The 25,542-nt window shown below is 69.0% G+C and carries 25 protein-coding genes and 1 riboswitch; of the genes, 13 read left to right on the forward strand and 12 right to left on the reverse strand.

Annotated features, from left to right (window positions below; genetic code table 11):
- Positions 1-40: 40 nt before the first annotated feature.
- From I8J34_RS11420 to I8J34_RS11435, 4 genes are read right to left on the reverse strand one after another with little or no spacing between them, the layout of a single operon-like run.
- Positions 41-832 carry an ABC transporter substrate-binding protein gene (locus tag I8J34_RS11420; protein WP_214361535.1) on the reverse strand — a complete coding sequence of 264 codons (792 nt, stop codon included), beginning with the start codon at positions 830-832 and terminating at the stop codon, positions 41-43.
- A gap of 8 nt (positions 833-840) precedes the next feature.
- On the reverse strand, positions 841-1,620 hold the full coding sequence (locus tag I8J34_RS11425) for an ABC transporter ATP-binding protein (RefSeq protein WP_214361536.1): 780 nt from the start codon (positions 1,618-1,620) through the stop codon (positions 841-843).
- A complete protein-coding gene (locus I8J34_RS11430; protein WP_214361537.1) occupies positions 1,617-2,597 on the reverse strand; it encodes a FecCD family ABC transporter permease in 981 nt (326 codons plus the stop codon). Before I8J34_RS11430 ends, I8J34_RS11425 begins: the two co-directional genes overlap by 4 nt.
- 27 nt (positions 2,598-2,624) lie before the next feature.
- On the reverse strand, positions 2,625-4,457 hold the full coding sequence (locus tag I8J34_RS11435; protein ID WP_214361538.1) for a TonB-dependent receptor domain-containing protein: 1,833 nt from the start codon (positions 4,455-4,457) through the stop codon (positions 2,625-2,627).
- A 117-nt stretch (positions 4,458-4,574) separates the two neighbouring features.
- A riboswitch (cobalamin riboswitch) is annotated at positions 4,575-4,805 on the reverse strand.
- A gap of 60 nt (positions 4,806-4,865) precedes the next feature.
- On the opposite strand from I8J34_RS11435, the gene cobU reads away from it, so the two are divergent.
- The 6 genes from cobU (at position 4,866) to msbA (ending at position 10,700) form a co-directional block, all read left to right on the forward strand.
- Positions 4,866-5,423: a bifunctional adenosylcobinamide kinase/adenosylcobinamide-phosphate guanylyltransferase gene (gene cobU / locus I8J34_RS11440; RefSeq protein ID WP_214361539.1), complete on the forward strand. Its 558-nt coding sequence runs from the start codon at positions 4,866-4,868 to the stop codon at positions 5,421-5,423.
- A 49-nt stretch (positions 5,424-5,472) separates the two neighbouring features.
- Positions 5,473-6,507 (forward strand): nicotinate-nucleotide--dimethylbenzimidazole phosphoribosyltransferase, encoded by a 1,035-nt coding sequence (cobT, locus tag I8J34_RS11445; protein ID WP_214361540.1) that lies wholly within the window; start codon positions 5,473-5,475, stop codon positions 6,505-6,507.
- A 375-nt stretch (positions 6,508-6,882) separates the two neighbouring features.
- Positions 6,883-7,653 carry an adenosylcobinamide-GDP ribazoletransferase gene (locus I8J34_RS11450; protein ID WP_214361541.1) on the forward strand — a complete coding sequence of 257 codons (771 nt, stop codon included), beginning with the start codon at positions 6,883-6,885 and terminating at the stop codon, positions 7,651-7,653.
- Complete coding sequence (cobC, locus tag I8J34_RS11455) at positions 7,638-8,186, forward strand: alpha-ribazole phosphatase family protein (protein WP_214361542.1); 549 nt, start codon at positions 7,638-7,640, stop codon at positions 8,184-8,186. Before I8J34_RS11450 ends, cobC begins: the two co-directional genes overlap by 16 nt.
- A 97-nt stretch (positions 8,187-8,283) precedes the next feature.
- On the forward strand, positions 8,284-8,946 hold the full coding sequence (locus tag I8J34_RS11460; protein ID WP_230411801.1) for a fused DSP-PTPase phosphatase/NAD kinase-like protein: 663 nt from the start codon (positions 8,284-8,286) through the stop codon (positions 8,944-8,946).
- Positions 8,943-10,700, forward strand: coding sequence for a lipid A export permease/ATP-binding protein MsbA (msbA, locus tag I8J34_RS11465; protein ID WP_214361543.1), 1,758 nt, complete (start codon positions 8,943-8,945; stop codon positions 10,698-10,700). The genes I8J34_RS11460 and msbA overlap by 4 nt, the downstream gene beginning before the upstream one ends.
- Positions 10,701-10,851: 151 nt before the next feature.
- Here msbA and I8J34_RS11470 read toward each other — a convergent pair whose 3' ends face one another.
- The 4 genes from I8J34_RS11470 to I8J34_RS11485 are packed head-to-tail and all read right to left on the reverse strand — an operon-like array spanning position 10,852 to position 14,884.
- Positions 10,852-11,517 carry a sulfotransferase family 2 domain-containing protein gene (locus I8J34_RS11470; RefSeq protein ID WP_214361544.1) on the reverse strand — a complete coding sequence of 222 codons (666 nt, stop codon included), beginning with the start codon at positions 11,515-11,517 and terminating at the stop codon, positions 10,852-10,854.
- Positions 11,518-12,669, reverse strand: coding sequence for a glycosyltransferase (locus tag I8J34_RS11475; RefSeq protein ID WP_214361545.1), 1,152 nt, complete (start codon positions 12,667-12,669; stop codon positions 11,518-11,520).
- The gene (locus tag I8J34_RS11480) at positions 12,666-13,775 is read right to left on the reverse strand and encodes a glycosyltransferase (RefSeq protein WP_214361546.1); all 1,110 of its coding nucleotides are present in this window, start codon (positions 13,773-13,775) and stop codon (positions 12,666-12,668) included. Before I8J34_RS11480 ends, I8J34_RS11475 begins: the two co-directional genes overlap by 4 nt.
- A complete protein-coding gene (locus tag I8J34_RS11485; RefSeq protein WP_214361547.1) occupies positions 13,772-14,884 on the reverse strand; it encodes a glycosyltransferase in 1,113 nt (370 codons plus the stop codon). The genes I8J34_RS11480 and I8J34_RS11485 overlap by 4 nt, the downstream gene beginning before the upstream one ends.
- A 119-nt stretch (positions 14,885-15,003) precedes the next feature.
- On the opposite strand from I8J34_RS11485, the gene I8J34_RS11490 reads away from it, so the two are divergent.
- The 6 genes from I8J34_RS11490 to I8J34_RS11515 are packed head-to-tail and all read left to right on the forward strand — an operon-like array spanning position 15,004 to position 21,321.
- Positions 15,004-16,086 carry a glycosyltransferase family 4 protein gene (locus tag I8J34_RS11490; RefSeq protein ID WP_214361548.1) on the forward strand — a complete coding sequence of 361 codons (1,083 nt, stop codon included), beginning with the start codon at positions 15,004-15,006 and terminating at the stop codon, positions 16,084-16,086.
- Entirely contained in the window at positions 16,083-17,372 is a 1,290-nt protein-coding gene (locus I8J34_RS11495; protein ID WP_214361549.1) for an O-antigen ligase family protein, read from the forward strand. The genes I8J34_RS11490 and I8J34_RS11495 overlap by 4 nt, the downstream gene beginning before the upstream one ends.
- Positions 17,369-18,403, forward strand: a complete 1,035-nt coding sequence (locus tag I8J34_RS11500) for a glycosyltransferase family 9 protein (protein WP_214361550.1) — start codon at positions 17,369-17,371, stop codon at positions 18,401-18,403. Before I8J34_RS11495 ends, I8J34_RS11500 begins: the two co-directional genes overlap by 4 nt.
- Positions 18,400-19,482 (forward strand): glycosyltransferase, encoded by a 1,083-nt coding sequence (locus I8J34_RS11505; protein WP_214361551.1) that lies wholly within the window; start codon positions 18,400-18,402, stop codon positions 19,480-19,482. The genes I8J34_RS11500 and I8J34_RS11505 overlap by 4 nt, the downstream gene beginning before the upstream one ends.
- Positions 19,479-20,549: a glycosyltransferase gene (locus tag I8J34_RS11510; RefSeq protein WP_214361552.1), complete on the forward strand. Its 1,071-nt coding sequence runs from the start codon at positions 19,479-19,481 to the stop codon at positions 20,547-20,549. The genes I8J34_RS11505 and I8J34_RS11510 overlap by 4 nt, the downstream gene beginning before the upstream one ends.
- A 1-nt stretch (position 20,550) precedes the next feature.
- The gene (locus tag I8J34_RS11515) at positions 20,551-21,321 is read left to right on the forward strand and encodes a polysaccharide deacetylase family protein (protein ID WP_214361553.1); all 771 of its coding nucleotides are present in this window, start codon (positions 20,551-20,553) and stop codon (positions 21,319-21,321) included.
- Between the two features lie 2 nt (positions 21,322-21,323).
- Here the strand turns inward: I8J34_RS11515 and I8J34_RS11520 are convergent, their stop codons facing one another.
- The 3 genes from I8J34_RS11520 to I8J34_RS11530 all read right to left on the reverse strand — a co-directional run bounded on the left by I8J34_RS11520 (position 21,324) and on the right by I8J34_RS11530 (position 23,710).
- A complete protein-coding gene (locus I8J34_RS11520; RefSeq protein ID WP_214361554.1) occupies positions 21,324-21,521 on the reverse strand; it encodes a zf-HC2 domain-containing protein in 198 nt (65 codons plus the stop codon).
- 128 nt (positions 21,522-21,649) lie between these two features.
- Positions 21,650-22,834 (reverse strand): lytic murein transglycosylase, encoded by a 1,185-nt coding sequence (locus I8J34_RS11525; protein ID WP_214361555.1) that lies wholly within the window; start codon positions 22,832-22,834, stop codon positions 21,650-21,652.
- 42 nt (positions 22,835-22,876) lie between these two features.
- Positions 22,877-23,710 (reverse strand): DNA ligase, encoded by an 834-nt coding sequence (locus I8J34_RS11530; protein ID WP_214361556.1) that lies wholly within the window; start codon positions 23,708-23,710, stop codon positions 22,877-22,879.
- Positions 23,711-23,796: 86 nt separating this feature from the next.
- Between I8J34_RS11530 and I8J34_RS11535 the strand changes: the two genes are divergently transcribed.
- Positions 23,797-24,234: a DUF2721 domain-containing protein gene (locus I8J34_RS11535; RefSeq protein ID WP_214361557.1), complete on the forward strand. Its 438-nt coding sequence runs from the start codon at positions 23,797-23,799 to the stop codon at positions 24,232-24,234.
- A gap of 33 nt (positions 24,235-24,267) precedes the next feature.
- On the opposite strand, the gene I8J34_RS11540 is transcribed toward I8J34_RS11535, so the two are convergent.
- Positions 24,268-25,200 carry a PEP-CTERM sorting domain-containing protein gene (locus tag I8J34_RS11540; protein WP_214361558.1) on the reverse strand — a complete coding sequence of 311 codons (933 nt, stop codon included), beginning with the start codon at positions 25,198-25,200 and terminating at the stop codon, positions 24,268-24,270.
- Positions 25,201-25,542 lie beyond the last annotated feature (342 nt).

Consider the following 25,542-nt stretch of genomic DNA (forward strand, 5'->3'; position numbering starts at 1 on the left):
GAAGTATGCCGCCGCGCGCCGGGTGACGCCAGCGTACCGCTCATGGCATTTTCAGGGTCCGCATGATCCGTGTCAGGTCCTCGATGCCGTCGAGCATGCGCGGGCCAGGGTAGAGGAAGTGCTCGCCGTCGAGGGGGATGATGCGCACGTCCTTGACCGCCGGCACCGGCGTACAGGCGCTCTGGCCGGGGCGGTCGATGGTGAACACGATGTCGGGCCGCGAGCGGGCGATCAGCCCCGCCACATCGGCTTCGGCACGCGTGCCGACCTCAGCCTCCAGCACATTGAAGCCGGCGGCGTGGAACAGGTCGCCCAGCACATGCCGGCGTCCGTAGACGGTCGGCGTGCCGCCACAGGTGGTGAGCAGCAGCGCCCGCTCGCCGCGCGCGCCGGTGTTCTTGGCCCGGGTGAACCAGCCGCGGCGAAAGCCCGACACCTTGCCGCCTTCGGGCGACTGGACCAGCCTTGCCAGGTCTTCGAGCATGCCCTCGAGCTCGAGCATCGACGTGAAGCCGCCCAGTTGCACCGCCTGGGCGCCGGCCGGCACCGCCGCGGCAAACACCGCCGCGTCGGCCGATGCCGAGCCGATCACCAGCTCGGGCTTCAGCGCCGCAATGGCCTTGGCGTCCGGCGCCGTCGGCGTACCGGTGCGCGGCAACGCCGGTTTGAAGCTGTCGTCGCGCGATACGCCGACGATGCACTCGGCCTGCCCCAACCAGTCGATGGCAATCGTCAGATACGGCGACTGGCTGACGACGCGCGGGCACTCGGCGGCCTGCACGCCCGCCATGGCCGACAGACTGACCGCAATCATTCGCAGCACAAAACGCATGGAAAACCTCATTCAACCAGGAAGGCCACCCGGCCCTCGATCACATGACGACGCAGCGGATGGCCGAAGGCCGCGCTCAGTACATCGGCCTGCAGCACCTCGTCGGCGGTGCCCGACACCATCTTGCCGGTGCCGTCGAGCAGCACCACATGGTCGGCGAAGCGGGCCGCCAGGTTCAAGTCGTGCAGCACCATCGCCACCCCGGCACCGGCCCGGGCCAGTGCCGAGAAATGCGCCAGCACCGCCATCTGGTAGTGCAGATCGAGGTGTGACAAGGGCTCGTCGAGCAGATACAGCGCCGGGCGCTGTGCCAGCAGACTGGCAATGGCCAGGCGCTGCCGCTCGCCGCCCGACAGGGTGAGGATATTCCGCTCGACCATGTGATCGAGCCCCATGCAGGCCAGCGCTTCGTTGGCGATGCGCATGTCGTCGCCGCTCTCCCAGGCCCAGCGGCCCAAGTGCGGATGGCGGCCGACCAGCGCGGTTTCCATCACCGTGGCGGAGAACCAGTCCGGCTGCGACTGCGGCTGCACGCCGCGCACCTGCGCCAGCTCGCGCCCCGGCCAGTCCGTCAGCGGCCGCCCCTGCAGGCGCACCTCACCGCGCTGCGCCTCGCGCAGGCCGGCCAGGGTGTGCAGCAAGGTGGTCTTGCCGGCACCGTTGGGGCCGAGCAGCACCAGGCGCTCGCCCGGCATCAGGCGCAGCGACAGGTCGCAGCAGATCCAGCGTTCGCCGATCTGCACCGCCAGGCCGTCAGCTTCGAGAAGAGGCGCGAGCGCGGAGCTCATCGCGGGTGGCGCACCAGCAGGAACAGGAACACCGGCACGCCGATCATCGCGGTGAGCACGCCGACCGGCAGCTGGATGGGCGCGACCATGGTGCGCGCCGCGGTGTCGGCCAGCATCAGCAGCGCGCCGCCGGCCAGCGCCGACGCCGGCAGCAGGGTGCGCTGGTCGTTGCCGATGACCAGGCGCACCAGATGCGGCACGATCAGGCCGACGAAACCGACCAGGCCGACCAGCGTGACGGCCGTGGCGGTGAGCATCGAGGCCAGCAGATACACCAGCAGGCGCAGACGCCGGGTGCGCACGCCAAGCGCCCGCGCGCTCAATTCGCCGCGCGCCAGCACGTTGAGGTCGCGCGCGAACGGCAGGATGGCCAGCAGGCCCACGCCCAGCACCGCCAGCGCCGGCCACGGCCGCGCAGCCCCGGAGACATCGCCGGTCAGCCAGAAGAGCATGGACTGCACCTTGGTGTCGGTGGTCATCACCAGCATGAACACCACCACCGCCCCGCAACCGGCGGCGACGATGACGCCGGTGAGCAGCAGGCGGCTCTGGGTCCATGAGCCATCGCCGCGCGACAGCCCGAACACCACCAGCATGGCCAGCGCCGCCCCGGCGAACGCGGCCCCGTCGACCAGCCAGGTGGCAGCCCCCACCAGGATCGCCGACAGCGCCCCGACCGCGGCGCCGCCGGAAATGCCCAGCACATAGGGATCGGCCAGCGGATTGCGCAGCAACACCTGCATCAAGGCCCCGGCCAGCGCCAGCAGGGCGCCGCTGGTGAAGGCGGCGACGGCACGCGGCAGGCGCAGTTCGCGGATGACGGCGGCGCCCGTTCCCTCGCCGCCATAGAACGAGGCGATCAGCTCCGCCGACGAGACCTGCACCGACCCGGCCCACAGCGCCCACAGGAAAGCGGCTGCGACCGCGACCAGCAGTATGGCCCCGACGACAACGGCGCTACGCGGCCGACAGATCATGCGAGAACTACCCTCACATATCCATACTCAGCGAGGTGCGTACCGGAGCACAACAAATACGGTGCGTCCTTCCGTCGCGAAGCGAGTGCCTTGGGCACCAAGTTGAAGCGCATAGTCCTTGTCTCCCGCATTCTTGATCTGAGACTCCACTGTCCAGCTCGGGTCGATTCGATAGCGGGCAAAGAGATCAAGCAGGCCATAGCCGCCCATACGCCTAGTGTTGTCCGCATCTTCGTACCGCTCGCCCACAAGCGTCCACTGGCCGCCGAGCGTCCAAGGGCCCGTGGTGTACTCGACACCGGTCAACAAGCGCTCCCGAGGGCGGCGGCGCAGTACATTGTCGGTTTCCTCATCGCGGGGATCGAGCAGGTCCAAAGCGGCGTTCCACCGCCAGCTTCCCATGGTCCCGAGGTAGGTTGCGGTAAGACCGGAAATTCTTGCTTTTCCAATGTTTTCCGGCGTATTTCCCCAATCGATCAGGTCGGAGATTCGGTTGTCGAAATACACCACTTTCACGGAATGAGCGCCGCTTTCCCAGGCCATACCAAGCTCACGATTCCGAGCAGACTCCGGCTTCAAGTCTGGATTGCCGCCAAAGCATCCCCAGATCGGAAAACAGGTCACCGGAAAATACAGATCGTTGAAGCTAGGCGCCTTGAATGCGGTTCCCATCGAGGCGAAAGCCCGGAAGGTGTCGGTAAACTGGTAACCGTAGGCCAGTGACCATGTGGTCTTGTCTCCGATGCCTTCAATGTCATCATGACGGACATTGACCTGCGCACTGTTGGCTCCAGCCGCCCCAGACCAGCCGGCGAAAGCTGAACGGATACTTCGCGAATCAACAACGAGCGCGCCACTGGTGTCGACCTGTTGAAGCTGTTTTTCCAGCCCGAAAAGCCAATTGCCCCACGTCGTACGCAGATCGTTCTGCCATGACACCAGGCCAGAATCGGTAATGAACCGGTCTCTCGCGCTAGGGCGGAAGGTCAGCGAGTCGAAGCGCGTCCCGCCGATCCGCACAGTCGAGGTCCACCAGTTGCTCAGGCGGTTCCGAGAATACGCGCTCCAATTGAAAATCTCGCCTTCGGTACGGTTATCGAAATTCAGGTCACCGTCGGTATGGTTCTCGTCAGCGACGTGCAGAAACTGCAGTCCGAGCTCATGCCCGTCAAGCAGCCGCCACTGCAGGCTACCTGACGCCGATACGCTCTCGTAACCGTCCCGGTCCGGATTCGACGCTGGGCCGCGAGTCGCCGAAATACCATCAGTGCTCAGCGTGCTCGCCGACAAGGCATAAGACAGACTTTCGCTTCCGCCGGACACGCCCGCCTGAAGTTCGCGGGTGTCGTGACTGCCATAGCGGACCGCGACCCTCGGTGCGGGCGCGCCCTCTCCGCGGCGAGTGAACACCTGAACAACCCCGCCGATCGCCTCGGACCCATACAACGATGAGGCAGGTCCTCGCAAGATCTCGATACGCTCGATCTCGGCCGCGGACAACATTTCGAAGGGGGCTTGTCCCAAGGTGGCCGACGTCACCGGCACGCCGTCTACGAGCAGAAGCGCATGTCCAGTATTCGTGCCTCGAATGAATGTCGCCACGGTTTTGCCCGGCAGGCCGCCGTCCGTAACGAACACCCCTGCCGTAGCGGCGAGGACTTGCGACAAGGTCGCCTGGCCATGTTTTTCGATTTCGTCTCGGGTGACCACGGTCATATCGGCCAACAATTCGTCGACCTTGCCCTCTTGCCGCGTGGCGGTCACCACAACAGCGTCCATTGCCGCGTCTTTGGCAACAGCGTCAATTGTCACGGAAACGGCACCCACCGTAAGTGCGAGCGCTGACAAACGGATATTCACGAGAACACTCCCTGGCACACCGGACGACCCCGTCCGGTCATGCGATTGCTTTGACGATGGAGCGCCAGGGAGAGTGAGACAGGCAGGCTGCACCCGTGACCGCCCCCCGCGGCACATCCGCTTGTGCAGTTCCGGGCCGGTATCCGGGCTCATGGTTGGCGCGCTGAATGCGCCGGGGGGCATCGCCTTCCCAGGTCCGAAGACCCAGTGGCGGTTGGATGCGCCTTGTCACCACTTACCGTTGCGGGGGCAGCACAGGCATTGCGACACCAAGCGGTATCGCGCACCTGTTTCCCGATTATCCCGCGAATGGAAACATTCGCAGGCACCTGAAACATGCGTTTGCCCGCAATCGCGGGCAGTCGGCAATAATACACTGGTTACGACAGTTTGAGCGACGCACCATCCATGCCCACCGAACTCATCCTTGGCGGCGCCCGCTCGGGCAAAAGCCGGCTGGCCGAACAGCGCGCCACCGACCACGGCGGGCCGGTCACCGTGATCGCCACGGCCGAAGCCGGCGACGACGAGATGGCCATGCGCATCGCCCGCCACCGCGCCGATCGCCCCGGCCATTGGCAGACCCTCGAAGCGCCCACCGGGCTGGCCGAGGCCCTTCAGCGCGTAGCCCGCGCCGAGGGCTGCGTAATCGTCGATTGCCTCACCCTGTGGCTATCGAACCTGCTGATGGCCGACGCCGCCGACCTGCGCGCCCCGCACGACGCCGACATGCTGCCCCGCTGGCAGCGCGAACACGCCGCCTTGCTGGCCACACTGCCGGCACTGCCCGGCACCACGCTGCTGGTGGCCAACGAGGTCGGCCTCGGCCTGGTGCCCGAGTCGCCCTTGGGCCGGCTGTTCCGCGACGAAGCCGGCCGCCTCAACCAGTCGGTCGCCGCCATCTGCGACCGGGTCACGCTGGTCGCCGCCGGCCTGCCACTGACGCTCAAGGCACCGCCGGGCTGAGCCGGCCTGCGTGCTACCATCCGTCCGACTCACGACGGACCCATCCCTCATGTCCTACGCCATTTCCCCGCTCGACACGACGCTCGTCGATGCACTGCGGGCCAAGATCGACCACAAGACCAAACCGCTCGGCGCCCTCGGCCGGCTCGAACCGCTGGCCCTGCAGATCGCCCGCATCCAGCAGACGCTCACGCCGGCGCTGACCCAACCGCAGCTGCTGGTGTTCGCCGGCGACCATGGCGCCGCCCGCGCCGGCGTGTCGGCCTATCCGCAGGACGTGACCTGGCAGATGGTCGAAAACTTCCTCGCCGGCGGCGCGGCGATCAACGTCTTCGCCCGCCAGATGCGGCTCGGCCTGCGCGTGGTGGACGCCGGCGTGGCCCATGATTTCGGCCCGCGCGACAAACTCATCGACGGCAAGATCGCCCCCGGCACCGCCAACTACATCGAGCAGCCGGCGATGAGCCCGGCCCAACGCGACAAGGCCCTGCGCTTCGGCCGCGATCTGGCGCACCACCTGGCCGAGCGCGGCTGCAACGCCATCGGCTTCGGCGAAATGGGCATCGGCAACACCGCCTCGGCCTCGCTCATCACCCACGGCATCACCGGCACGCCGCTACCGCAGGTGGTGGGCCGCGGCACCGGGCTGGACGACGCCGGGCTCGACCGCAAACAGGCCCTGCTCGGCGCCGCCCTGGCCCGCGGCGGCCGACCCGACGACCCGCTCAGCCTGCTGGCCGAATACGGCGGCTTCGAGATCGCGATGATGACCGGCGCCATGCTCGGCGCCGCCGAGAAACGCATGCTGCTGGTGATCGACGGCTTCATCGTCACCGCCGCCCTGCTGGTCGCCCATGCCGTGTGCCCCGCCATCCTCGACTACTGCGTGTTCGCCCACCGTTCGGAAGAGGCCGGCCACCGCGCCCAACTCGCGCATCTGGACGCCTCGCCCCTGCTCGACCTGGGCCTGCGCCTGGGCGAAGGCACCGGCGCCGCGCTGGCCTGGCCGCTGCTGCAGGCGGCGGTGAACTTCCTCAACGAGATGGCCAGTTTCGAATCGGCCGGCGTGAGCGGCAAAGGGTGATTAGCCCCCACGCTCACTGCCGTTCGCTGCCCCCCGAGGGGGCTGCGCCCTCCTTGGGACGGCCCGGCGGAGGGCGGAGCCCCCACGCTCACAACGGCTCGCGGAGGGCTGTCTTTGCACAGACAGCCCGTTCGGCCGGCGCGAAGCAATGCTTCGCGAAACCCCTGCCTCACCCCCCCGAGGGGGCCACGCCCGCCTTGGGGCGGCCCGGAGGGTGGGACCCCCACGCTCACATCCGTTCGCTGCCCCCCGAGGGGGCCACGCCCTCCTTGGGGCGGCCCGGCGGAGGGCGGTGGGCGGCTTGCGCTGTTCGCGATCTGTCGTGGGAGCGGTCGTCGCGGCGGAACCGCACGGTGACCCGGAGCCGCTGACATCGTGCGCTACCAGCTCGAACTGTTCTTCACCGCACTGGGCTTTTTCACCCGCATTCCGGTGCCGGGCTGGGTGCCGTATTCGCCCGAACGGCTCAACCACGCGGCGCGCTACTTCCCGTGGGTCGGCATCGTGGTGGGTGCGGCGGGGGCGGCGGTGTTCTGGTTTGCGCGCCAGTGGCTGCCGGCCAGCCTGTCGGTGATTCTGTCGATGGCCGCCACGATCCGCCTCACCGGCGCGTTTCACGAAGACGGCTGGGCCGACACCTGCGACGGCCTCGGCGGCGGCTGGGACAAGGCCCAGGCGCTCACCATCATGAAAGACTCGCGCATCGGCAGCTACGGTGCGACGGGCCTGGTGCTGATGCTGCTGGCCAAGGCGGCGGCGCTGGTCGAGATCGCCGCACACGGCATCCCCATGGCCATCGTGGCGATGATCGCCGCCCACGCGCTCTCGCGCCTGGCCTCGACCAGCCTGATCCACACGCTACGCTATGTGCGCGAGGACGAGACCAGCAAGTCAAAGCCCCTGGCCAAACAACTGACGCCCCTGGAACTGTGGATCGCCGGCGTCGGCGGCCTGCTGCCGCTGCTGTTGCTCGGCCCCATCGAGGCGCTCGGCGCCGTGGTCGCCGTGATCATCGTCACCGCCTGGGCCGCCCGCATGTTCGTGCACCGCCTCGGCGGCTACACCGGCGACTGCCTCGGCGCGGCTCAGCAACTGGCCGAGCTGGCCACCTATCTCGGAATCCTGATCGCATGGAACTCTATCTGATCCGCCATCCGCGCCCGGACGTGGCGCCCGGCGTGTGCTACGGCCAGACCGATGTCGGCCTGGCCGAATCGGCCGCCGAGGTGGCCGCGCGGCTCAAACCCTTGCTGCCCGCCAGCTACACCCTGCACAGCAGCCCGCTGCAACGTGCCCACCGTCTGGCCTGCGAACTGGGCGAAGCGGCAGTCGATGTGCGCCTGCAGGAGATCAGCTTCGGCCAGTGGGAAGGGCAGAGCTTCGAGGCCATCGGCAGCGCCATCGACGACTGGTCGAAAGACCCGCTCAACTTCCGCCCGCCCGGCGGCGAGACCCCGCTGGAAATGGCGGCCCGCGTGCGCGACTGGATGGAAGCGGCGCTCGACCCGACAGCGCCCGCCCATGTGGTGGTCGGCCACGGCGGCCCGCTGCGCGTCATCGCCGGGCAGCTGCTGGGGCTGGCGCCGGAGCGCTGGCTGGCGCTCGACTTCGCTTGCGGCCAGACCACCCGGCTGGACATCCACGCCTGGGGCGTGACGCTCAAGTGGTTCAACCGGTAGCCGGCGCGGGGCTCCGGTATACTCCGCCCCTGATCCGCGCCGACCGCCGGCGCCACGCGGCGACACCTGCCGCGTGTTAAACGCCCTTGAGCACCTCGTGGCCAAAGACATCTCCACTCCGATCGGTCGTTTCCGCGCCTGGCTCGACATGCATGTGGTCGACCACGGCTTCGTCCGGTCCATCTACAACAACTTCCACGCCCTGGGCGGCGGCATGTACCGCAGCAGCCAGCCCAGCCCGGCACAGATCCACCGCTACCACCGCAAGTACGGCCTGCGGACCATCCTCAACCTGCGCGGCGAGAGCGAGTTCGGCTCCTACGCACTGGAGCGCCAGGTGTGCGACGAGCTCGGCATCGCCTTCATCGACGCCAAGCTGTTCTCCCGCGGCGCGCCGAGCCGGGCGCGCATCCACATGCTCAAGGATCTGTTCGATTCGATCGAGTACCCGGCGCTGATGCACTGCAAGTCCGGCGCCGACCGCGCCGGCATCGCCGCCGCGCTCTACCGCATCCTCCACCTCGGCCACCCGGTGAGCGACACCATGAGCGAGTTGCACTGGCGCTACGGCCACTCCAAGAAGGCGCGCACCGGCGTGCTGGATTTCTTTCTTGCCAGCTATGTGGCCTACAACGAGAAAACGCCCATCGACTTCATGGCATGGGTGGATACGGTCTATGACGATGAAGCGCTCAAGCGCCAGTTCCGCTCGGATGGCTGGTCGAGCCTGATCGTCGACAAGGTCTTGCATAGAGAATGAAAGAAGGCATCGCCCTCTACCGCCGCCTGCTCGGCAGCATCCTGCCCTACCGCAAGGTGGTGGCGCTGTCGGTGCTGGCGATGATCGCCGCCGCCTCGCTCGAGCCGGTGCTGCCGGCGCTGCTCAAGCCGCTGATCGACGAGAGCCTGATCGGCAAGAGCGAGACCGCGCAGTGGAAGGTGCCGCTCTTCCTGATGCTGGCCTTTCTCGGCAAGGGCATTGCCGAATACCTGTCGAGCGTGTCGAGCCAGTGGGTGGCCAACAAGGCCATCACCGACCTGCGCCAGCAGGTGTTCCGCCACCAGATGCACTTGCCCATCTCGGCCCACCAGGCCGAGGCGCAGGGACGCATGCTCTCACGCATCCTCTACGACATCCCGCAAGTCGGCAGCGCGCTGTCCAATGCCTGGATCATCGTGGTGCGCGACACCCTGGTGGTCATCGGCCTGACCGGCTACCTGGTGTGGACCGCCTGGGAGCTGACCCTGCTGCTGCTCATCGTCGCACCGGTGATGGCGGTCATCATCCGCCAGGCCAGCCGCAAGCTGCGCGGCGGCAACCGCGCCATGCAGGCCACCACCGGGCGCATGACCGGCGCCGTCGAGGAGAGCCTGAACGGCGTGCGCGAGATCAAGATCTTCGGCGCCCATGACCATGAAAACAGCCGCTTCGCCGAGATCTCCGAGCGCCTGCGCAAGGAGACCATGCGCACCGTGCGCGTCTCGGCCGCCAACGTGCCGATCGTGCAGATCGTCGCCGCTACCGCGGTGTCGCTGGTGATCTGGGCCGCCTCCGCACTGTCGGCCGAGAATCGCCTCACGCCCGGCACCTTCGTCGCGTTTGTGGCGGCCATGGCCATGCTGTTCGAACCGATCCGCCGGCTCACCAATGTGAACAACGTGATCCAGAAAGGCCTGGCCGGCGCGCAGAGCATCTTCGAATTGCTCGACAGCCCCGCCGAGCCGGACACCGCCGGTGGCGCCGTCGAACGCGGCCGCGGCGCGCTGCGCTTCGAGTCGGTAAATTTCCGCTACGCCGGCCAGAGCCAGTGGGCGGTGAGCGACTTCACGCTCGACATCCCCACCGGCAAGACGGTTGCGCTGGTCGGCGCCTCGGGGAGCGGCAAGACCACCATCATCCAGCTCATCGCGCGCTTCTTCGACCCCGCCAGCGGCCGCATCCTGCTCGACGGCACGCCCCTGCCCGAGCTGCCGCTGGCCGCGCTGCGCGACCAGATCGGCTGGGTCGGCCAGCAGGTGGTGCTGTTCGACGACACCATCGCCGCCAACATCGCCTACGGCCGGCCGGATGTGTCACCCGAGGCCATCGAAGCCGCCGCCCGCCATGCCCACGCCATGGAATTCATCGCCAAGCTGCCCGACGGCCTGGCCACCCGCGTCGGCGCCAACGGCAGCCAGCTCTCCGGCGGCCAGCGCCAGCGCGTCGCCATCGCCCGCGCCTTCCTGAAAGACGCGCCGATCCTGCTGCTCGACGAGGCCACCTCGGCGCTCGACAACGAGTCCGAACGCGCCGTCAAGGATGCCCTCGTCGAACTGCGCCAGAACCGCACCGTGCTGGTCGTGGCGCACCGGCTATCGACCATCCGCGACGCCGACCTGATCGTGGTGATGGAACACGGCCGCATCGTCGAGCAAGGCACCCACACGTCGCTCGCCAACGCGGGCGGCGCCTATGCACGGCTGCTGGCCAGTGGCGAAGGGGTGGTGGTCGATGAGGAAGCAGCTGCGCCGTAACGCCCCGGCGGGTTGAAACCCGCCCTACGCAACGCCGTAGCCCGGATTCAGCATAGCGGAATCCGGGAGCAGTGGTTGATTACGCTCGGTACGTCATCGGTCGATCAACGACCCACCCCGGATTCCGCTACGCTGCATCCGGGCTACGCGGTCACGCCTCCGGGTCGAAGGTATACCCAAAGATCTCGATATCCCGCGCAAAGTGCTTCGCCACCACCTCGGCGATCTCGTCGCTGTAGTAGCTGCGGTAGTCCTTCTTGCGGTCCTTGGCCTGGCGCTTGTGCTGCAGCTCAGGCGCGCGCACGCCGATGCGGCGGCAGGCTTCTTCGAAGTCCTCGTGCAGGTGCTCGTAGCGCCCCATGAAATCCACCAGCACCTTGCCGTGCAGGTCGACCACGTAGTCGCTCTGCAGCTCGATGCTGGTGTCCACATGAAACTGGTAGGGGCGCTCGGGGTCGAGCTTCCAGCGGATGAACTCGTCGAAGGTCTCGATGTGGCTCATCAGGTGCGGACGCTCGCGGCGGATGTGGTGGAAGGAGCTGACCTGCAGATCCCACGGGTTGCGCACGAAGACGAACTTGAAGAGCTTGTCGAAGGTCTCGGCCGGCAGCATTTCCTTGGCGGCGATGATTTTGGAGTGGCGCGGGAACTTGATGCCCAGCCGATGCCCGGACAGCGACGACAGCCGCGAGCACAAGAACTGCGCGATGAACCACGGATCGCGCAGGCGCAGCGGGCGCAGCGAGTCGCGCACCGAGGTGCCACCGGTCTTGGCGATGTGCACGAACAGGAAGTTGTATTTCAGCGACAGCAGCATTCAAAGCTCTCCATGGCCCGCATCGGCCTCACGGGGCGCATTGTCGCCCGCCTCTGCGTCCAAGCCCAGCGCAGCGAGATAGGCGCTGGCCGAGGCCTCGCGTGAATACTCGGCCACCGCCGACTTGAGCACCTCGGCCGGCAGCGGCGCGGCGAGCGTGTCGATCATCGCCTGCCCCAGCCCGGCGGCGTCGCCGACCGGCACCAGCGCACCAAACCGCCCCCCCGCCAGCACCTCGCGCGGCCCGCTCGGGCAGTCGGTGGCCACGCTCGGCACACCGAGCGCCAGCGCCTCGGTGAGCACATTGGGCGAGCCCTCCCAGGCGGAACTGAGCACGAACAGGTCGGCCTTGGCCATCCAGGCATAGGGGTTGGGCGTAAAGCCCGGCAGCGCGATAGCGTCGGCCACGCCCAATTCGACGGCCAGGGCTTCGAGCGTCTTGCGCTGGCGACCGTCCCCGAGGATCACCAGCCGCGCGGGCCGGGCGCGGCGCAGCACGGCGAAGGCGCGCACCAGTGTCGGGAAGTCCTTCTGCTCGGTGAGCCGTCCGGCGGCCAGCACCAGCGGCACCGAGCGATCCGCTAGCCAGGGATGGTCCACCGACTCGGCCGCCATCTCGGCCAGGCGCGGCGTCACCACCGGATTGCGGATCACGCCAAGCTGCGCCGCCGGCAGGCCGGTGAGGCGGGCAGTGTCCTCGCGCACGCCGTCGGACACGCAGATCACCTTGTCCACCGCCGGGTAGAACCAGCGCATCGGCGCCACCCGCAGCCAACGCGATACACCGGCACGATCCTCCAGCGCTGCCGACAGATTGGTCCCCAGCCGCCCCACGATGCGCACCGGCACCCGTGCCAGCGCACGCGCCAGCACCGCCGCGCGGATGGCCCGGTCCTTGGCCACCAGCATGGCTTGCGGCCGGTGGCGACGCAGATAGCGCATCAGCGGAAACACCGCCAGCCCGCTGTGGCGCACGCCGAGGTCGATCAGCCGCACGCCCTCGGGCAGGTGGCCCAGATGTGCGCTGTCGGCGCGGATGGCCAGCAGGTCAACCTGCAGGCCGCGCGCGGCAAAGCCCTCGACCAGGTTGAGCACCATGCGCTCGACCCCGCCCTCGCCGGAGAAGGAGATGAACACCGCCAGCCGGGTCATTGAAATTCCTTGAAACCAAGCGCCGCCAGATAGGCGCGCGCACTGGCCGAGTCGGAGTACCCCGCCACCGCCGCCCGCGATTGCGCCGCCGGCACGGGCTGTTCGAGCTGGCGACGCAGGCCGTCTGCCAGCGCGGCCACATCGCCCACCGGCACCAGCGGGCCGACCGCGCCACCGGCCAGCACTTCGCGCGGGCCGCTCGGGCAGTCGCAGGCCACCGACGGCGCGCCCAGCGCCAAGGCCTCGATCAGCACCACCGGCATGCCCTCCCAGCGCGAGCACAGCGCGAACACCGCGGCGCGCGCCATGTACGGATACGGATTGGCCACGAACCCGGGCAGCGCCACATCGTCGGCCACGCCCAGCTCGGCGGCGAGACGCTCCAGCTCGCCACGGCGGCGCCCCTCGCCGAGGATCATCAACCGGCACGGGCGCGCCGCACGCACTTGCGCGAAGGCGCGCAGCAGCGTGGCGAAGTCCTTGCGTTCGGACAGCTCGCCCACGCCGAGAATCACCGGCGGCTCGCCCTCGGCGAACCACGGATGGTCAAGCGCTTCGGTCGCACGCAACTGCAGGGCCTCGGTGAGGATCGGGCTCGGCACCACATGGATGCGCTCGCGCGGTAGGCGCGCGAAGGCGGCCAGATCGTCCGCCGCCCCGGCCGAGGGCACCAGCAGCGCGTCGGCGGCCGGGTAGCACCAGCGCATCGACAGCGTCTGCATCCAGCGGTCCATCGCCCCCCGACTGGCCAGATTGACCGACACCGTGGTGCCCTGGCGCAGCCCAACCCGTGTCGGCACCCGCGCCAACGCCCGCGCCAGCAAGGCCGCCCGATTGACCCGGTCCTTGTCCGACAGCATCGCCTGCGGCCGCTCGCGGCGCAGGTAGCGGATCAGCGCCGGAATGGCGGAATTGACATGATGCGCGCCCAGCGGCAGATGTCGCGCGCCCTCGGGGAGTTGATCGAAATGCGGGCCGTGGCCCTCAATGCCGAGTACATCCACCGTCACCCCGAGCCGGGCGATGGCCGGCACCAAATTGCGCAACACCCGGTCGACGCCGCTGTGTCCGGAGGTGGCGGCGAAGATGGCCAGATCGGTGCTCATGGGTTCGCCTCGGCCAGCAGGGTGTCGAACAACGCGTGATAGCGCTCGGCGCAGGTAGCGGCGGAATACTCTTGCACCGCCTCACGCCGGCGGTCGGCATCGCCCGGCGCATCCAGCGTCGCCAGCATCGCCGCTGCCATAGCCTCGGCGTCATCCACCGGCACCAGCGGCGCCACCTCGCCGCCGCGCAACACCTCGCGCGGCCCGGCCGGGCAGTCGGTCGACACTACCGGCACGCCGAGCGCCAGCGCCTCGGTGAGCGCGTTGGGTGAGCCTTCGCGCCGTGACGAGAGCACGAACAAGGCCGCGCGGGCCAAGTAGCGATAGGGGTTGGCGTCGAAGCCCGGCAGGGCGATATCCTCAGCGACGCCAAGGCGCGACGCCTGCGCTTCGAGCTCGCCGCGCAGACGCCCCTCGCCCAGAATCATCAGCCGCGCCGGGCGCCGGGCGCGCACGCGGGCAAAGGCGTCGAGCAGCACATCGAAGCCCTTGACTTGCCCCAGCCGCCCCACGCCCAGAATGACCGGCGGCTGGCCTGGCGCAAACCACGGATGGTCGAGCGGCGCCTCGGCCTGCGACTGCAACTGCGACGTCACCACCGGATTACGGATCAGGTGCATGCGCCCGGCGGGCAGACCGGCGGCCTTGGCCACGTCGGCCACCACCTCGGCCGAATTGCCGACTATCGCATCGGCCGCCCGGTACACCCGGCGCACCCGCGCCCTTGCCCGCCAGCGGCTGAAGGGACGCAGCTCGGCAAAGCGCGCGCTGTAACTGGTCCCCGGCCGCATGACGATGCGCACCGGCACCCCGGACAGCCGGCGTGCGAGTTGCATCGCCAGGCCGGCGCGGTCCTTGCCGCACAAGACCACATCGGGCAGCTCGGTGCGCAGGTAGCGCCACAACTGGCGCTGCTCGGCGAGCATGCCGCCGCGGGCCGTCTGAACCAGGCGCACGGCGGGCGCAAGGCTGTCCACATAGGGTGCCTCGCGACTGCGGGTCAGGAAATCCACCGACACCCCGCGCGCGCTCAGTGCGCTGGCCAGATTCACGAGCATCCGCTCGGCACCGCCGTCACCGAACGAAGGAATGAAGATGGCAACACGCATGCAGGGCTCCGGGACAAGGCTGCGAGTATAGCCGAGGGCACCAGCCGCCCCGAAGCGCGGCCGGCGTGGATGCCGTGAGAGCGCGATATACTTGCCGCTTTGATTTTCCACCGGGCGTCATGCCGCACTTCGTCTACCTCGCCCGCGGACGCCCGCAGCGCCCCCGCGCCAACCTGATCCAGACCCTGCACACGGTCGAGGCGATTGCCAAGGCCGGCGTGGACGTGCGCCTCTACGTGCCGCCGCTGCCGCGCGGTTTCGACACCGACGGGTTTCTGGCCGGCATGGGCATTCGCCACCCGATCGACCTGCGTGGCGCGCTGACCCTGCACAGCCAATGGAAGGGCTGGCCCTTCGTGCTCACGCATCGCCGGGAGTTGCGCGCGGCCGATGTCGTCTACACCCGGGTGCCGGACTTTTCAGTGCTGCTGGCGCGTACCGGACTGCCGCATTTTCTGGAAGTGCATGACACCGAATCGCTGATCGCCGACGGCCTGATCGCCCCCTTGCGCGACGCCGCTGCCCGCGGCCTGCTGCGCGGGCTGGCCGCCATCAGCGACGCCGGCCGCGAGGCGCTGATGGCGCTGGGATTCGCCGGCGAACGCATCGCCGTCCTGCCCAGCGGCGTCGACCTGGATGCTTTCAACGCCATCCCCGTGGCCCGCGCGGCCGATTTCGCCGATCCGCACGCGCTGTATGTGGGGCGCATCAGCCGGGATCGCGGCCTGCCGCTGTTCGAAGCCATCGCCGACGCCGGCTTCCCGGTCACGCTGATCGGCCCGCTCGACCATGTACCGGCCCACCAGAGCCCCCGTCTGCGCATCGAGGACCCGGTGCCGCACGCCGAAGTGCCGGCCGCGCTCGCCCGCGGCGCCGTGGCGCTGATGCCCTACCAGGCCGACCTGCGCCATGCCGCCACCATCAGCCCGATCAAGCTCTTCGAGGCCATGGCGGCTGGCCGCCTGGTGATCGCCTCCGACCTGCCGCCGATCCGCGAAGTGGTCCGCCATGGCGAGAACGGCCTGTTGGTACCGGCCGGCGATACATCAGCCTGGATCGCGGCCATGCGCCAGGTCCAGAACGATCCCGCCGCCGCCCAGGCCATGGCCGAGGCCGGCCGCCTGACCGCCCGCGACTATGGCTGGGACGCCCGCGCCGCGAAACTGCTCGCCTTCGTGCGCGCCCACGGACGACCTTCATGAACTGGATTCACCGCATCGGCGTGTTCGGTCTCGGCCTGTTCGCCTTGACCAGCGTCTGGAAAACCGCGCCTGGCCATATCGGCATCGCCCTGTGCCTGCCCGCCATCGCGCTCGCTTTGTGGCAGCGCCGCGACCAGCCCTGGGACACCGCCAATGCACTCGCTGCGGCAGTCGCGCTGTGGCTGAGCGCCCGCTATGCACTGCAGACCTGGGGCGGCTTGGCCGAGCCCGGTCTGCTGACACCGAAAGACGTCTTCATCGACTGGCTGTTCGTGCCGGTGTTCGCGCTGCTGGCGATCCTCCCCTGCGACGACCCGGTGCGCCGCCTGCGACGATTGTGGATGCTGGCCATCCTTGGCTTTACGCTCGGCGTCATCAGTTTTCTCTGGCAACGCGGCCTCGCCGTGCTGTGGTCGGGCGAGCGGCTCGGCTTCCACCTGAACCGCGCGCTGGGCGTCGGTCTTTACGCCGGCGCGTTTGCCGTGGCGCTGATCGCGACGACCCGACAGTGGTGGTCGGTGAACGGCAGCCTGCGCTGGCCCGCGCGCATTGCCGGTATCGCGCTGATTGCGCTGAATCTTGAAGTCCTGCTCACCGCCCAGAACCGCAGTACCTATCTGGCCTTGGCCATCGTCACTGCCGGCGCGGTCGCCATCGCCGTATGGCGCACCCTGCGCGACCGCCATGCCCGGCCCGGCCAACGGCGCCTGGCGCTGGGGCTGATCGGCGCACTGATCGCCGGCTTCGTGCTCGCCGGAAATCTCGATGCCGTGCAGCAACGCATCGCGGCGGAACGCGCCACCATCGCAACCGTCCTCGACGAGGGACTGGACGCCGCACCGGCCGCCTCGGTCACCGTCCGGCTGCGCCTATGGCGCTACGTGCTGCAACGCCTTCCCGACGCCCCGTTGATTGGTCATGGTTTTGGCGACGTGAAGGACATCATCGACCGCGACGTGCGCCCGCATGCGGCGCTGCTCGAGGGCGAGCGCTACGACCATGTGCACAACAGCTACCTGCAGACCCTGTGGGGCCAGGGCCTGATCGGCACCGCCTTGTGGGCGGCGCTGGCACTGGTGCTGATCCGCGACGCCGTGCGCGCGGCCCGCACCGACCGCCAGCGTCGGGCACTGCTGCCGGCGATGTGGGCGGTACTGGCCTTCACCGCCGTATGGGCGATGTTCGATTACCGCCTGTCGCATCCCGACATGCGCTTCTTCTCGATCCTGCTGCTGCTGTCGCTGCGTCTGCTCGGCCAATGCAATCCGAAGGAGCACCGGCGATGAAGCGCATCCTCATCGTCCGTGCCTCGGCCATCGGCGACGTGGTCTTCGCCTCGCCCTTCGCCGCCGCACTCAAGCGCACCTACCCGAACGCGCATGTGGCCTGGCTGGTGGAGCCGGGCATCCACACCCTGCTCGACGCCGATCCGTGCATCGACGAGTTGATCCTGTGGCCCAAAGGCGAGTGGAAAAAACTCTGGCAGGCGCGGCGCTTCGGCGCCTTCTTCAGTGCGGCGCGGGCCTTCTCGCGTGAGCTGAAGGCCCGCCGGTTCGACACCGCCATCGACCTGCAGAGCCTGCTCAAGAGCGGCGTGCTGACTTGGCTGTCGGGCGCGCCGCGTCGCATCGGGCTGGGCTCGCGCGAGGGCAGCCAGCATCTGATGACCGAGGTGGTGCCCAAGGGCGGCGACCCCGGGCGGATCAGCTCCGAATACTTCTATCTGGCCCAGCAGCTCGGCCTCGACACCGGCGAGTTCCTGCCGCGCCTGTGCGTGGCCGAGGCCACCGCGGCGCGGGTCGACGCGCTGCTCGCCGAGCGCGGCCTGACGCGCGGCGGCTATGCGGTGTTCGCGCCCTTCACCACCCGGCCGCAGAAGCACTGGTTCGAGGATGCCTGGGGCGCACTCGGCCCGCAGGTGAGCGACGATCTCGGCCTCACGCCGGTGATCCTCGGCGGCCCCGCCGAACGAGAGACGGCCGAGCGCATGGCCACGGCCATCCCCGGCGCGGTGTCGCTGGCCGGGCAGACCGGTCTGGCCGACGCGGCCGCCATCATCGAACGCGCCGGCCTGCTGATCGGCGTCGACACCGGCCTGACCCACATGGGCATCGCCTTCGGCACACCGACGGTGGCGCTGTTCGGCTCGACCCGCCCCTATCTCGACACCGGTCGCGCCAACGCGCGCGTGATCTGGCTCGGGCTCGAATGTTCGCCCTGCCGCCGCCGGCCGACCTGCCACGGCGCCTTCACCTGTCTGCGCGACATCCGGCCGGCGCGCGTCATGGCCGTGGCCCGCGAGGTGCTGGCCGCATGAAGGTGCTGCATGTCGAAGCCGGCCGCCATCTCTACGGCGGCGCCAAACAGGTGCTCTACATCCTGCAGGGGCTGGCCGCGCGCGGCGTGACCAATGTGCTGGCCTGCCCGAGCGGGGCGCACATCGCCGCCGAGGCGCGCGCGCTTGCCGAGGTGGTCGAGATGCCGATGGGCGGCGACGCCGACCTCGGGCTGGTGCTGCGGCTCAAGCAGACGATCCACACCCATCGGCCGGACATCGTGCACATCCACAGCCGGCGCGGCGCGGACCTGTGGGGCGGTATTGCGGCGAAGCTCGCCGGCGTGCCCTGCGTACTCTCGCGCCGGGTGGACAACCCCGAGGCGCGCTGGGCGGTGGCACTCAAGTACCGCCTCTTCGAGCATGTGATCACCATCTCCGAAGGCATCCGCCAGGTGCTGCTGGCCGAGGGGCTGGCGCCGGAAAAGGTGAGCTGCGTGCGCAGCGCGGTCGACCCCGCGCCTTATCTGCACGAGGTCGACAAGGCCGCCTTCCGCGCCGATCTCGGCTTTGCCGCCGACACGCCAATCGCCGGCATGGTCGCCCAGCTGATCCCACGCAAGGGCCATCGCCACCTGCTCGCCGCGCTGCCCGCCGTGCTCGCCGAGCACCCCAGGCTGCAAGTGCTGATCTATGGCCGCGGGCCGCTGGAGGCCGAACTGCGCCAAGCGGTTGCCGACCTGGGCTTTGCCGGCCATGTGACGCTGATGGGCTTCGTCGACGACCTGCCGGCCCAGCTCGGCGGCCTCGATCTGCTGGTGCACCCGGCCGACATGGAGGGCCTCGGCGTCTCGCTGCTGCAGGCCTCGGCGGCGCGCGTGCCGATCATCGCCAGCCGTGCCGGCGGCATGCCCGAAGCCGTGGTCGACGGCGAAAATGGCGTGCTGATCGAGGTCGGCAACGTCACCGCGCTCACCGCCGCCATGAAGCGCCTGCTCGGCGATGCCGCGCTGCGCGCGCGCATGGGCGAGGCCGGCCGGGCACGGGTGCTGAGCGAGTTCTCGGTCGATGCGATGTGCGAGGGCAACCTCGCCATCTACCACAAGGTACTGGCGCGATGAAATCCCTGCACATCCTCGGCAGCAAGGAGATGGGCGGCGCCGAGCGCTGGCTGGTGCGCTTCGTGCGCGCCATGCTCCGCCATGGCGAATCGGTGGAAGTGATCGTGCGACGCAATTCCGACCTCGCCCGCCACCACCTCGACGGCGTCGACATGCGCGAATCGCCCATGCGCACGGTGTGGGACCCGCTCTCGCGCTGGGAGCTCTCGCGCCTCATCGCCGCCAGCGAAGCCCCCATCGTGCAAACCTACATGGGCCGCGCCACCCGCCTCACCCACCTCGAACGCGGCCGCGGCAAGGTCCATCTGTCGCGCCTGGGCGGCTATTACAAGCTCACCCCCTTCCGCCATGCCCACGCCTGGATCGGCAACACCAAGGGGCTGTGCGACTGGATGATCCAGGGCGGGCTGCCGGCCGAGCGCGTCTTCCACATCACCAACTTCGCCGACCCGGCCAAAGCGCTCGACCCCGAGGCCCAGCATGCGCTGCGCCAGCAGCTCGCACTCCAGCCCGACGACTGGCTGATCGTCACCGCCGGCCGCCTCATCGACGTCAAGGGCCAGGCCACGCTGATCGAGGCCTTCAGCCAGCTGCCCGCCGAACTGGCCGGCAAGCGCCTGCGCCTGGCGATGCTCGGCGACGGCCCGCTGCGCGAGGCGCTCGAGACCCAGGCGCGCCAGCTCGGCGTGGCCAGCCGGGTGCATTTCGCCGGCTGGCAGCATGACCCGTCGCAATGGTTCCATCTGGCCGACATGGTGGCCTTCCCCTCGCGCGATGCCGAAACCCTGGGCAACGTGATCCTCGAAGCCTGGGCCTATGGCAAGCCGCTGGCCTGCACCGCCTTCCGTGGCGCGCGCGAGATCGCCCGCCACGGCCGCGACGCCTGGGTCTCGCCCTGCGACGACGCGCCCGCGCTGGCCGAGGGCATGCGCGAAGTAATCACCAACGAAGCGCTGCAGCGCGACCTGGTACGCGCCGGGCAGCGCCGCATCGAGGCCGAGTTCAGCGAGGCGGCAGTCATCGACCAATACCGTGCGCTTTACGCGCAATTGCTGGACAATCGCTGACATGTCCGAGTCCATCAACATCCTGATGTATCACCAGGTGGGCGACTTTCCCCCCATGAAGGGGCACCGCTCGACCTACTGCCATCACAAGCGCTTCGCGCGCCAGATGGCCTACCTCGCGCGCTTCGGCTACACCGTGCTGTCGATGGACCAGGTGCTGGCCTGCCTGCGCGGCGAGCGGCCGATCCCGCACAAAGCGGTGGCGCTGACCTTCGACGACGGTTACGAGAACTTCTACGAATACGCCTGGCCGGTGCTGCAAAAGCACGGATTTCCGGCCATGGTCTATCTCATCTCCGACCTGCTCGGCCAGCCCTCCAGCTGGTTCGCCGCCGACGGCCGCGCCACCCCGCCGCTGATGAGCGCGGCGCGAGTGCGTCAGCTGCGCGGCGAGGGGGTGGACTTCGGCTCGCACACCGCCTCGCACATCCGCCTCGCGGAGCAGGACACGGCGCGCATCCGCGAGGAGATCGGGCGCTCCAAGGCGACGCTGGAAGACGTGCTGGGCGAAGCGGTCGATCACTTCTGCTACCCCTTCGGCAGCCATGACCGCCGCGCCGTGGATGCCGTCGCCGATGCCGGTTTCCGCAGCGCGACCACCTGCGTGCGCGCCCCGGCCACGATGGCCGACGACCCGCTGACCCTGCCGCGCAAGGCCATCTCCTATGGCGACAACCTGCTCGGCTACTTCTGGCGCCTGCACATGAAGAACACGCCCAAGCACGCCTTCATCCGGCGCCCCGGCGAGACCTTCGACACCTCTCCTGCCTGATCTCAGCGGTCCTCGCGGTCAGGGCGCTCGCCACGCCCAAAGCGCGACATGGCGCCATGCATGAACTGCAGTTGCGCGTCGAAGCGGCGGCAGGCTGCGCACATCATCAGGTGCAGACGAAACGACAGGCGCTCACGCAGCGTCAGCCGGCGGTCCAGCCGCGCCGACGCCAGCCGCGTCACCTGTTTGCAATTGAGCATCACGCCACCTCCCTCGCCCACCGCCGCCACTCGCGCGGTGCGGCTCGCGTATTGAACGGACCGAGCGCCATGCGACGCCCATCCGGTCAATAGACGCCGCGCGAGCGCCGTTCTTACAGTCGGAGGCGTCAGTGCCCGGCACGCAGGGCGTCGAGGATCTTGCGCCCGGCCCGGCCGTTGGCGTCGAAACCCAGGCGGGTCTGCTCGGCGGCAATCGCCTGGCGGGTGCGGCTGCCGATCATGCCGTCCACCTCGCCGATGTCGTGGCCGCGGGCCAACAGCAAGGTCTGCAGCTCGCGCCGCTCGTTGCGGCCGATGCCCGGGTCGTCGGTCGGCCAGGCGGTGACGAATGGCTGGCCGCCACGCAGGCGGTCCGACAGGTGCGCAATCGCCAGCGCATAGCTCTCGGCCGCGTTGTAGCTGTAGATGGCGTGGAAGTTGCGAAACACCATGAAGGCCGGGCCGTCGACGCCGGCCGGCAGCAGCAGCGCAGCCGAGGTGTCGTCGGGGGCGATCGCCGTGCCATCGACACGTCGCACGCCCAGGCGCACCCACTCGGCCAGCGGTCGGCGTGCCTTGCGCCCGGTCACGCTGGCGTCGAAGCCGGCCGGCAGACGCACCTCGTAGCCCCAGGGCTCGCCCGTGCGCCAGCCGGCACGCTTGAGGTAGTTGGCGGTCGAGGCCAAGGCGTCGGGCACGCTGTCGATCAGATCGCGCCGGCCGTCGCCGTCGAAATCCACCGCCACGCGCATGAAGGTCGAGGGCATGAACTGGGTGTGACCGAAGGCACCGGCCCAGGAGCCGGTCAGCCGCTCGGGCGCGATATGCCCGGCCTGCACGATCTGCAAGGTGGTGAAAAACTCGCCGCGGAAGTAGCTCTGCCGCCGCCCCTCGCAGGACAACGTGGCCAGCGAGGTGATCAGCGAGCGGCTGCCGAAGTTGCGCCCGAAATTGCTCTCCACGCCCCATACTGCCACCACCGTGGCCGGATCGACGCCGTACTCGGCCTCGACCTTGTCCAGCACCTCGCGCCATTGCCCGAGCATGGCCTTGCCGTCCGCGATGCGCTCGTCGTCGACCAGCGCGGCGAGGTAGTCCCAGATGGGGGTGACGAACTCGGGCTGGCGGTCGAGCGCTTCGAGCACCGTCGGGTCGGGCGCGAGGCCAGCGGTCAGGCGGTCGAAGGTGTCGGTGCTCACCTGGTGCGAGGCCGCCTCGCCACGCAGGCGCGCCAGGCAGGCGTCGAAGTCGGTGTCGGCATGCGCGGCGGGCAGCGCGGCCAGCAGCAGGGCGAAGGTCAGGGCATTTTTCATCGCGCCATTTTAGGCGCGATGCACCGGCTTTCGCAGCCCGCGTTACAAAGGCTCACGCACCCGCCAGAAGCTGGCGAAGCGCGGCAGGCCGGTGCGGGTCAGGCCGCGGTAGCGAAAGCTGACGCGGCTGCCGATCGGTGGCGGGTGGCGGCGCTCCGCGTCGCTGAAGCCGCTGCCCAGGCGCAGGCGGCGCCCGTCGTCGAGCACCACCTCCAGCGCGCCGAGCAGGCCGGCGAAACGCCCCTGCCCCGGCCGGTGCGCCACCACGGTCGCCTCGGCGTCCTGCCAGGGCTTCAGCTTGAGCAGCGCGTCGCTGCGACCGGTGAGATACGGCGCGTCGGCCCGGTGCAGCATCAGGCCCTCGCCGCCGCCGGCCAGCACCTCGGCCAGGCGTTCGCTCAGCGTGTCGCGCTGCACCAGGCGAAACTGCGCCACCGCGCCCAGCCAGGGCACGCCGGCGGTGTCGACGAGTGTGCGCATCGCCATCACACGCGCGGAGAAATCGCCCGGCGCATCGGGCAGCTCGAAAATCAGGTAGCGCACCGCCCGCCAGTCGGCATCGACCGGCACCTCGGTACGCACAATGCCCGACAGCTCGCCGAAGCGCCCGCGCCCCAGCCACAGCTCGCCATCCATCGCCTGCGCCGGCAGGGCGCGCACGAACCACGCCGGGGCCGGCACCGGCCGGCCGCTGCGAAAGCGCAAGCGCTGCCCGTCCCACAGCGCGCGCACGCCGTCGAGCTTTTCGCTGATCCAGTAGGGCGCGGGGTCGATGCCCTCGGTCGCCTCGCGGGCCAGCAGCAGCGGCGGGGGCGGCTCGGCGCTCGCCGGGGCTGGCGCCGACAGGCCGCAGAGCAGGATCAGAAGACATGTCATTCGCATGACGCGCAAGCCTACCCGCTCGCGGCGCACGACGCCACTGCCGCGGTATGCTATCGACCTTCGTCTTTTCAAGCGCAACCATGCCCGAGCACCTCACCGACCTGTCCCACGCCATTCAGCTCGCCGTCGCCCCGGTGTTCCTGCTCACGGCGCTGGCCACGCTGATCAACGCCCTGAACGGCCGACTGGCGCGGGTGGTGGATCGGCGCCGGGTCGTCCGGCGCCGTCTGCAGGAGCTGACGGCACCGGAGCAGCGCGACTCGCTGGAGCGGGAACTGATGCTGCTGGCGCGCCGCGGCACGCAGATCTACCAGGCGATTTTCTGCCAGGTGCTGAGCGCGTTGCTGGTCTGCCTGGTGGTGGCCGGCGCCTTTGTCGGCACGTTGGTGCGGGTCGATCTCACCCATGCCATCGCCACCCTGTTCATCCTCGCCATGCTGTCGATGATCTGCGGCCTGGGCCTGTTCCTGCGCGAGGTGTATATCGCGGTGCGCCGGCCGACGCACTGGGAGCCTTGACGATCTCGCAGACGCCGGCCGGTCTCCGGCGACTCAGGTGAGGGGCGCGCGGCCCGCCTTCGCGCCGCGACTTGCCCACCCGGCCAGCAGCGCCGCGCCCAGCAGGGCCAATGAGCCCGGCTCGGGAATCCATACTCGAACCGCTTCGGTAGATTCCAGGAACAGGATCACTTCCTGCCCCTCGATACCGCCCAAGCCACGCACGGAGATTTCGAATCGACTGGGCGCCACGCCCTCGCCGGGCGCGCGTCTGTCGCAGTGGCCGACACACTCGATGAACTGGTGCAGGTCGAACGGATCGGTAATGCCGAAGACGCTCACCGACGCATCCCGTTCCCGGCAGTCGCTATCGTCCGCATCGCCGCAGGGCGACCAGGAAAACAGCGTTTTGTCGAAATTGCCCAGAGGCGAGATCGACAAGAAGACGTCATACAGCGCCGCGGCGTGCTCCCTGTCGCCACTGGTCTTGACATGCATGTCCGGCCAGGCCCAGAAGGAGATGCGCACGTCGTCGCCGGCGTTGAGCTTGAGGTCCCAGCGCATTTCCACCTCGGCGCTGGCCCGGTCCTCGCCGGCCGACGGCCGGAAAACCTCGGCCACATTCGACGCCGTGTCTTGGCACTTGTCGCTGAACACGCAGGTGTCGGCCCGTGCATAGGCACCCCGCTCACCCGAGGGGTCGAAGTCGTTTTCGCCGGGGAACGGCCCCGGTCCCGATTTGGCCTGTTGCGGATCGGCGCTGACCCCCTGGCTGTCGAGACCGTCGCCGCCGTGCACCGCTTGTTGAAAGCCCGTCCCGAGGAAGGGCGCAATGCTGATGAAGCCCCCCGCCTCGGTCCCGGTCTGGACGATCACGTCGGAAATTTCGTTCTTGGAATAGGCATACATCGGCAGCGCCGAGGCCGCGGCCGGGGCGCCCAGTCCGATGCAGGCCAGCAGCACGCGCGCAAGCAGGCGCTGCGCCAAATGCGCATTGTCTGAGATGAGAGTCATGATCTTGCTCCTTCGGATCCGCCCGCAGGGCATCGTCTCGAAGGTCTGCGGCGCGGAATGTGAGCCCGGCTGCCGGACACGGCAACCCCATCGACACGCAGCGAAGGTTGCGCATCGGAAAGCGGTGGCAGCGCGAACGGACTGACCACCTACCGCATGGCGCCCCGCATGGGGAAGTTGCTCGGGGTTCTTGCGGTCAAGGCGAAGGACGTCAACCGCGAAGCATCGGCCGTGCCACGATTAAAACTGTTGCAATATCAGTCACTTGCAAAGTCAGGCCAGCCGGACCATGGGGCTGGTGTAAGACGCGCCGAC

Origin of the sequence: Denitromonas iodatirespirans (assembly GCF_018524365.1) — a bacterium.
Classification (GTDB): domain Bacteria; phylum Pseudomonadota; class Gammaproteobacteria; order Burkholderiales; family Rhodocyclaceae; genus Nitrogeniibacter; species Nitrogeniibacter iodatirespirans.

What these genes read in the sequence shown, in the direction of transcription:
- I8J34_RS11420 (WP_214361535.1), bottom strand. Translation starts at nt 832, where the DNA reads ATGCGTTTTGTGCTGCGAATGATTGCGGTCAGTCTGTCGGCCATGGCG.
- I8J34_RS11425 (WP_214361536.1), bottom strand. Translation starts at nt 1,620, where the DNA reads ATGAGCTCCGCGCTCGCGCCTCTTCTCGAAGCTGACGGCCTGGCGGTG.
- I8J34_RS11430 (WP_214361537.1), bottom strand. Translation starts at nt 2,597, where the DNA reads ATGATCTGTCGGCCGCGTAGCGCCGTTGTCGTCGGGGCCATACTGCTG.
- cobU (WP_214361539.1), top strand. Translation starts at nt 4,866, where the DNA reads ATGCCCACCGAACTCATCCTTGGCGGCGCCCGCTCGGGCAAAAGCCGG.
- cobT (WP_214361540.1), top strand. Translation starts at nt 5,473, where the DNA reads ATGTCCTACGCCATTTCCCCGCTCGACACGACGCTCGTCGATGCACTG.
- cobC (WP_214361542.1), top strand. Translation starts at nt 7,638, where the DNA reads ATGGAACTCTATCTGATCCGCCATCCGCGCCCGGACGTGGCGCCCGGC.
- msbA (WP_214361543.1), top strand. Translation starts at nt 8,943, where the DNA reads ATGAAAGAAGGCATCGCCCTCTACCGCCGCCTGCTCGGCAGCATCCTG.
- I8J34_RS11470 (WP_214361544.1), bottom strand. Translation starts at nt 11,517, where the DNA reads ATGCTGCTGTCGCTGAAATACAACTTCCTGTTCGTGCACATCGCCAAG.
- I8J34_RS11475 (WP_214361545.1), bottom strand. Translation starts at nt 12,669, where the DNA reads ATGACCCGGCTGGCGGTGTTCATCTCCTTCTCCGGCGAGGGCGGGGTC.
- I8J34_RS11480 (WP_214361546.1), bottom strand. Translation starts at nt 13,775, where the DNA reads ATGAGCACCGATCTGGCCATCTTCGCCGCCACCTCCGGACACAGCGGC.
- I8J34_RS11485 (WP_214361547.1), bottom strand. Translation starts at nt 14,884, where the DNA reads ATGCGTGTTGCCATCTTCATTCCTTCGTTCGGTGACGGCGGTGCCGAG.
- I8J34_RS11490 (WP_214361548.1), top strand. Translation starts at nt 15,004, where the DNA reads ATGCCGCACTTCGTCTACCTCGCCCGCGGACGCCCGCAGCGCCCCCGC.
- I8J34_RS11495 (WP_214361549.1), top strand. Translation starts at nt 16,083, where the DNA reads ATGAACTGGATTCACCGCATCGGCGTGTTCGGTCTCGGCCTGTTCGCC.
- I8J34_RS11500 (WP_214361550.1), top strand. Translation starts at nt 17,369, where the DNA reads ATGAAGCGCATCCTCATCGTCCGTGCCTCGGCCATCGGCGACGTGGTC.
- I8J34_RS11505 (WP_214361551.1), top strand. Translation starts at nt 18,400, where the DNA reads ATGAAGGTGCTGCATGTCGAAGCCGGCCGCCATCTCTACGGCGGCGCC.
- I8J34_RS11510 (WP_214361552.1), top strand. Translation starts at nt 19,479, where the DNA reads ATGAAATCCCTGCACATCCTCGGCAGCAAGGAGATGGGCGGCGCCGAG.
- I8J34_RS11515 (WP_214361553.1), top strand. Translation starts at nt 20,551, where the DNA reads ATGTCCGAGTCCATCAACATCCTGATGTATCACCAGGTGGGCGACTTT.
- I8J34_RS11520 (WP_214361554.1), bottom strand. Translation starts at nt 21,521, where the DNA reads ATGCTCAATTGCAAACAGGTGACGCGGCTGGCGTCGGCGCGGCTGGAC.
- I8J34_RS11525 (WP_214361555.1), bottom strand. Translation starts at nt 22,834, where the DNA reads ATGAAAAATGCCCTGACCTTCGCCCTGCTGCTGGCCGCGCTGCCCGCC.
- I8J34_RS11530 (WP_214361556.1), bottom strand. Translation starts at nt 23,710, where the DNA reads ATGACATGTCTTCTGATCCTGCTCTGCGGCCTGTCGGCGCCAGCCCCG.
- I8J34_RS11535 (WP_214361557.1), top strand. Translation starts at nt 23,797, where the DNA reads ATGCCCGAGCACCTCACCGACCTGTCCCACGCCATTCAGCTCGCCGTC.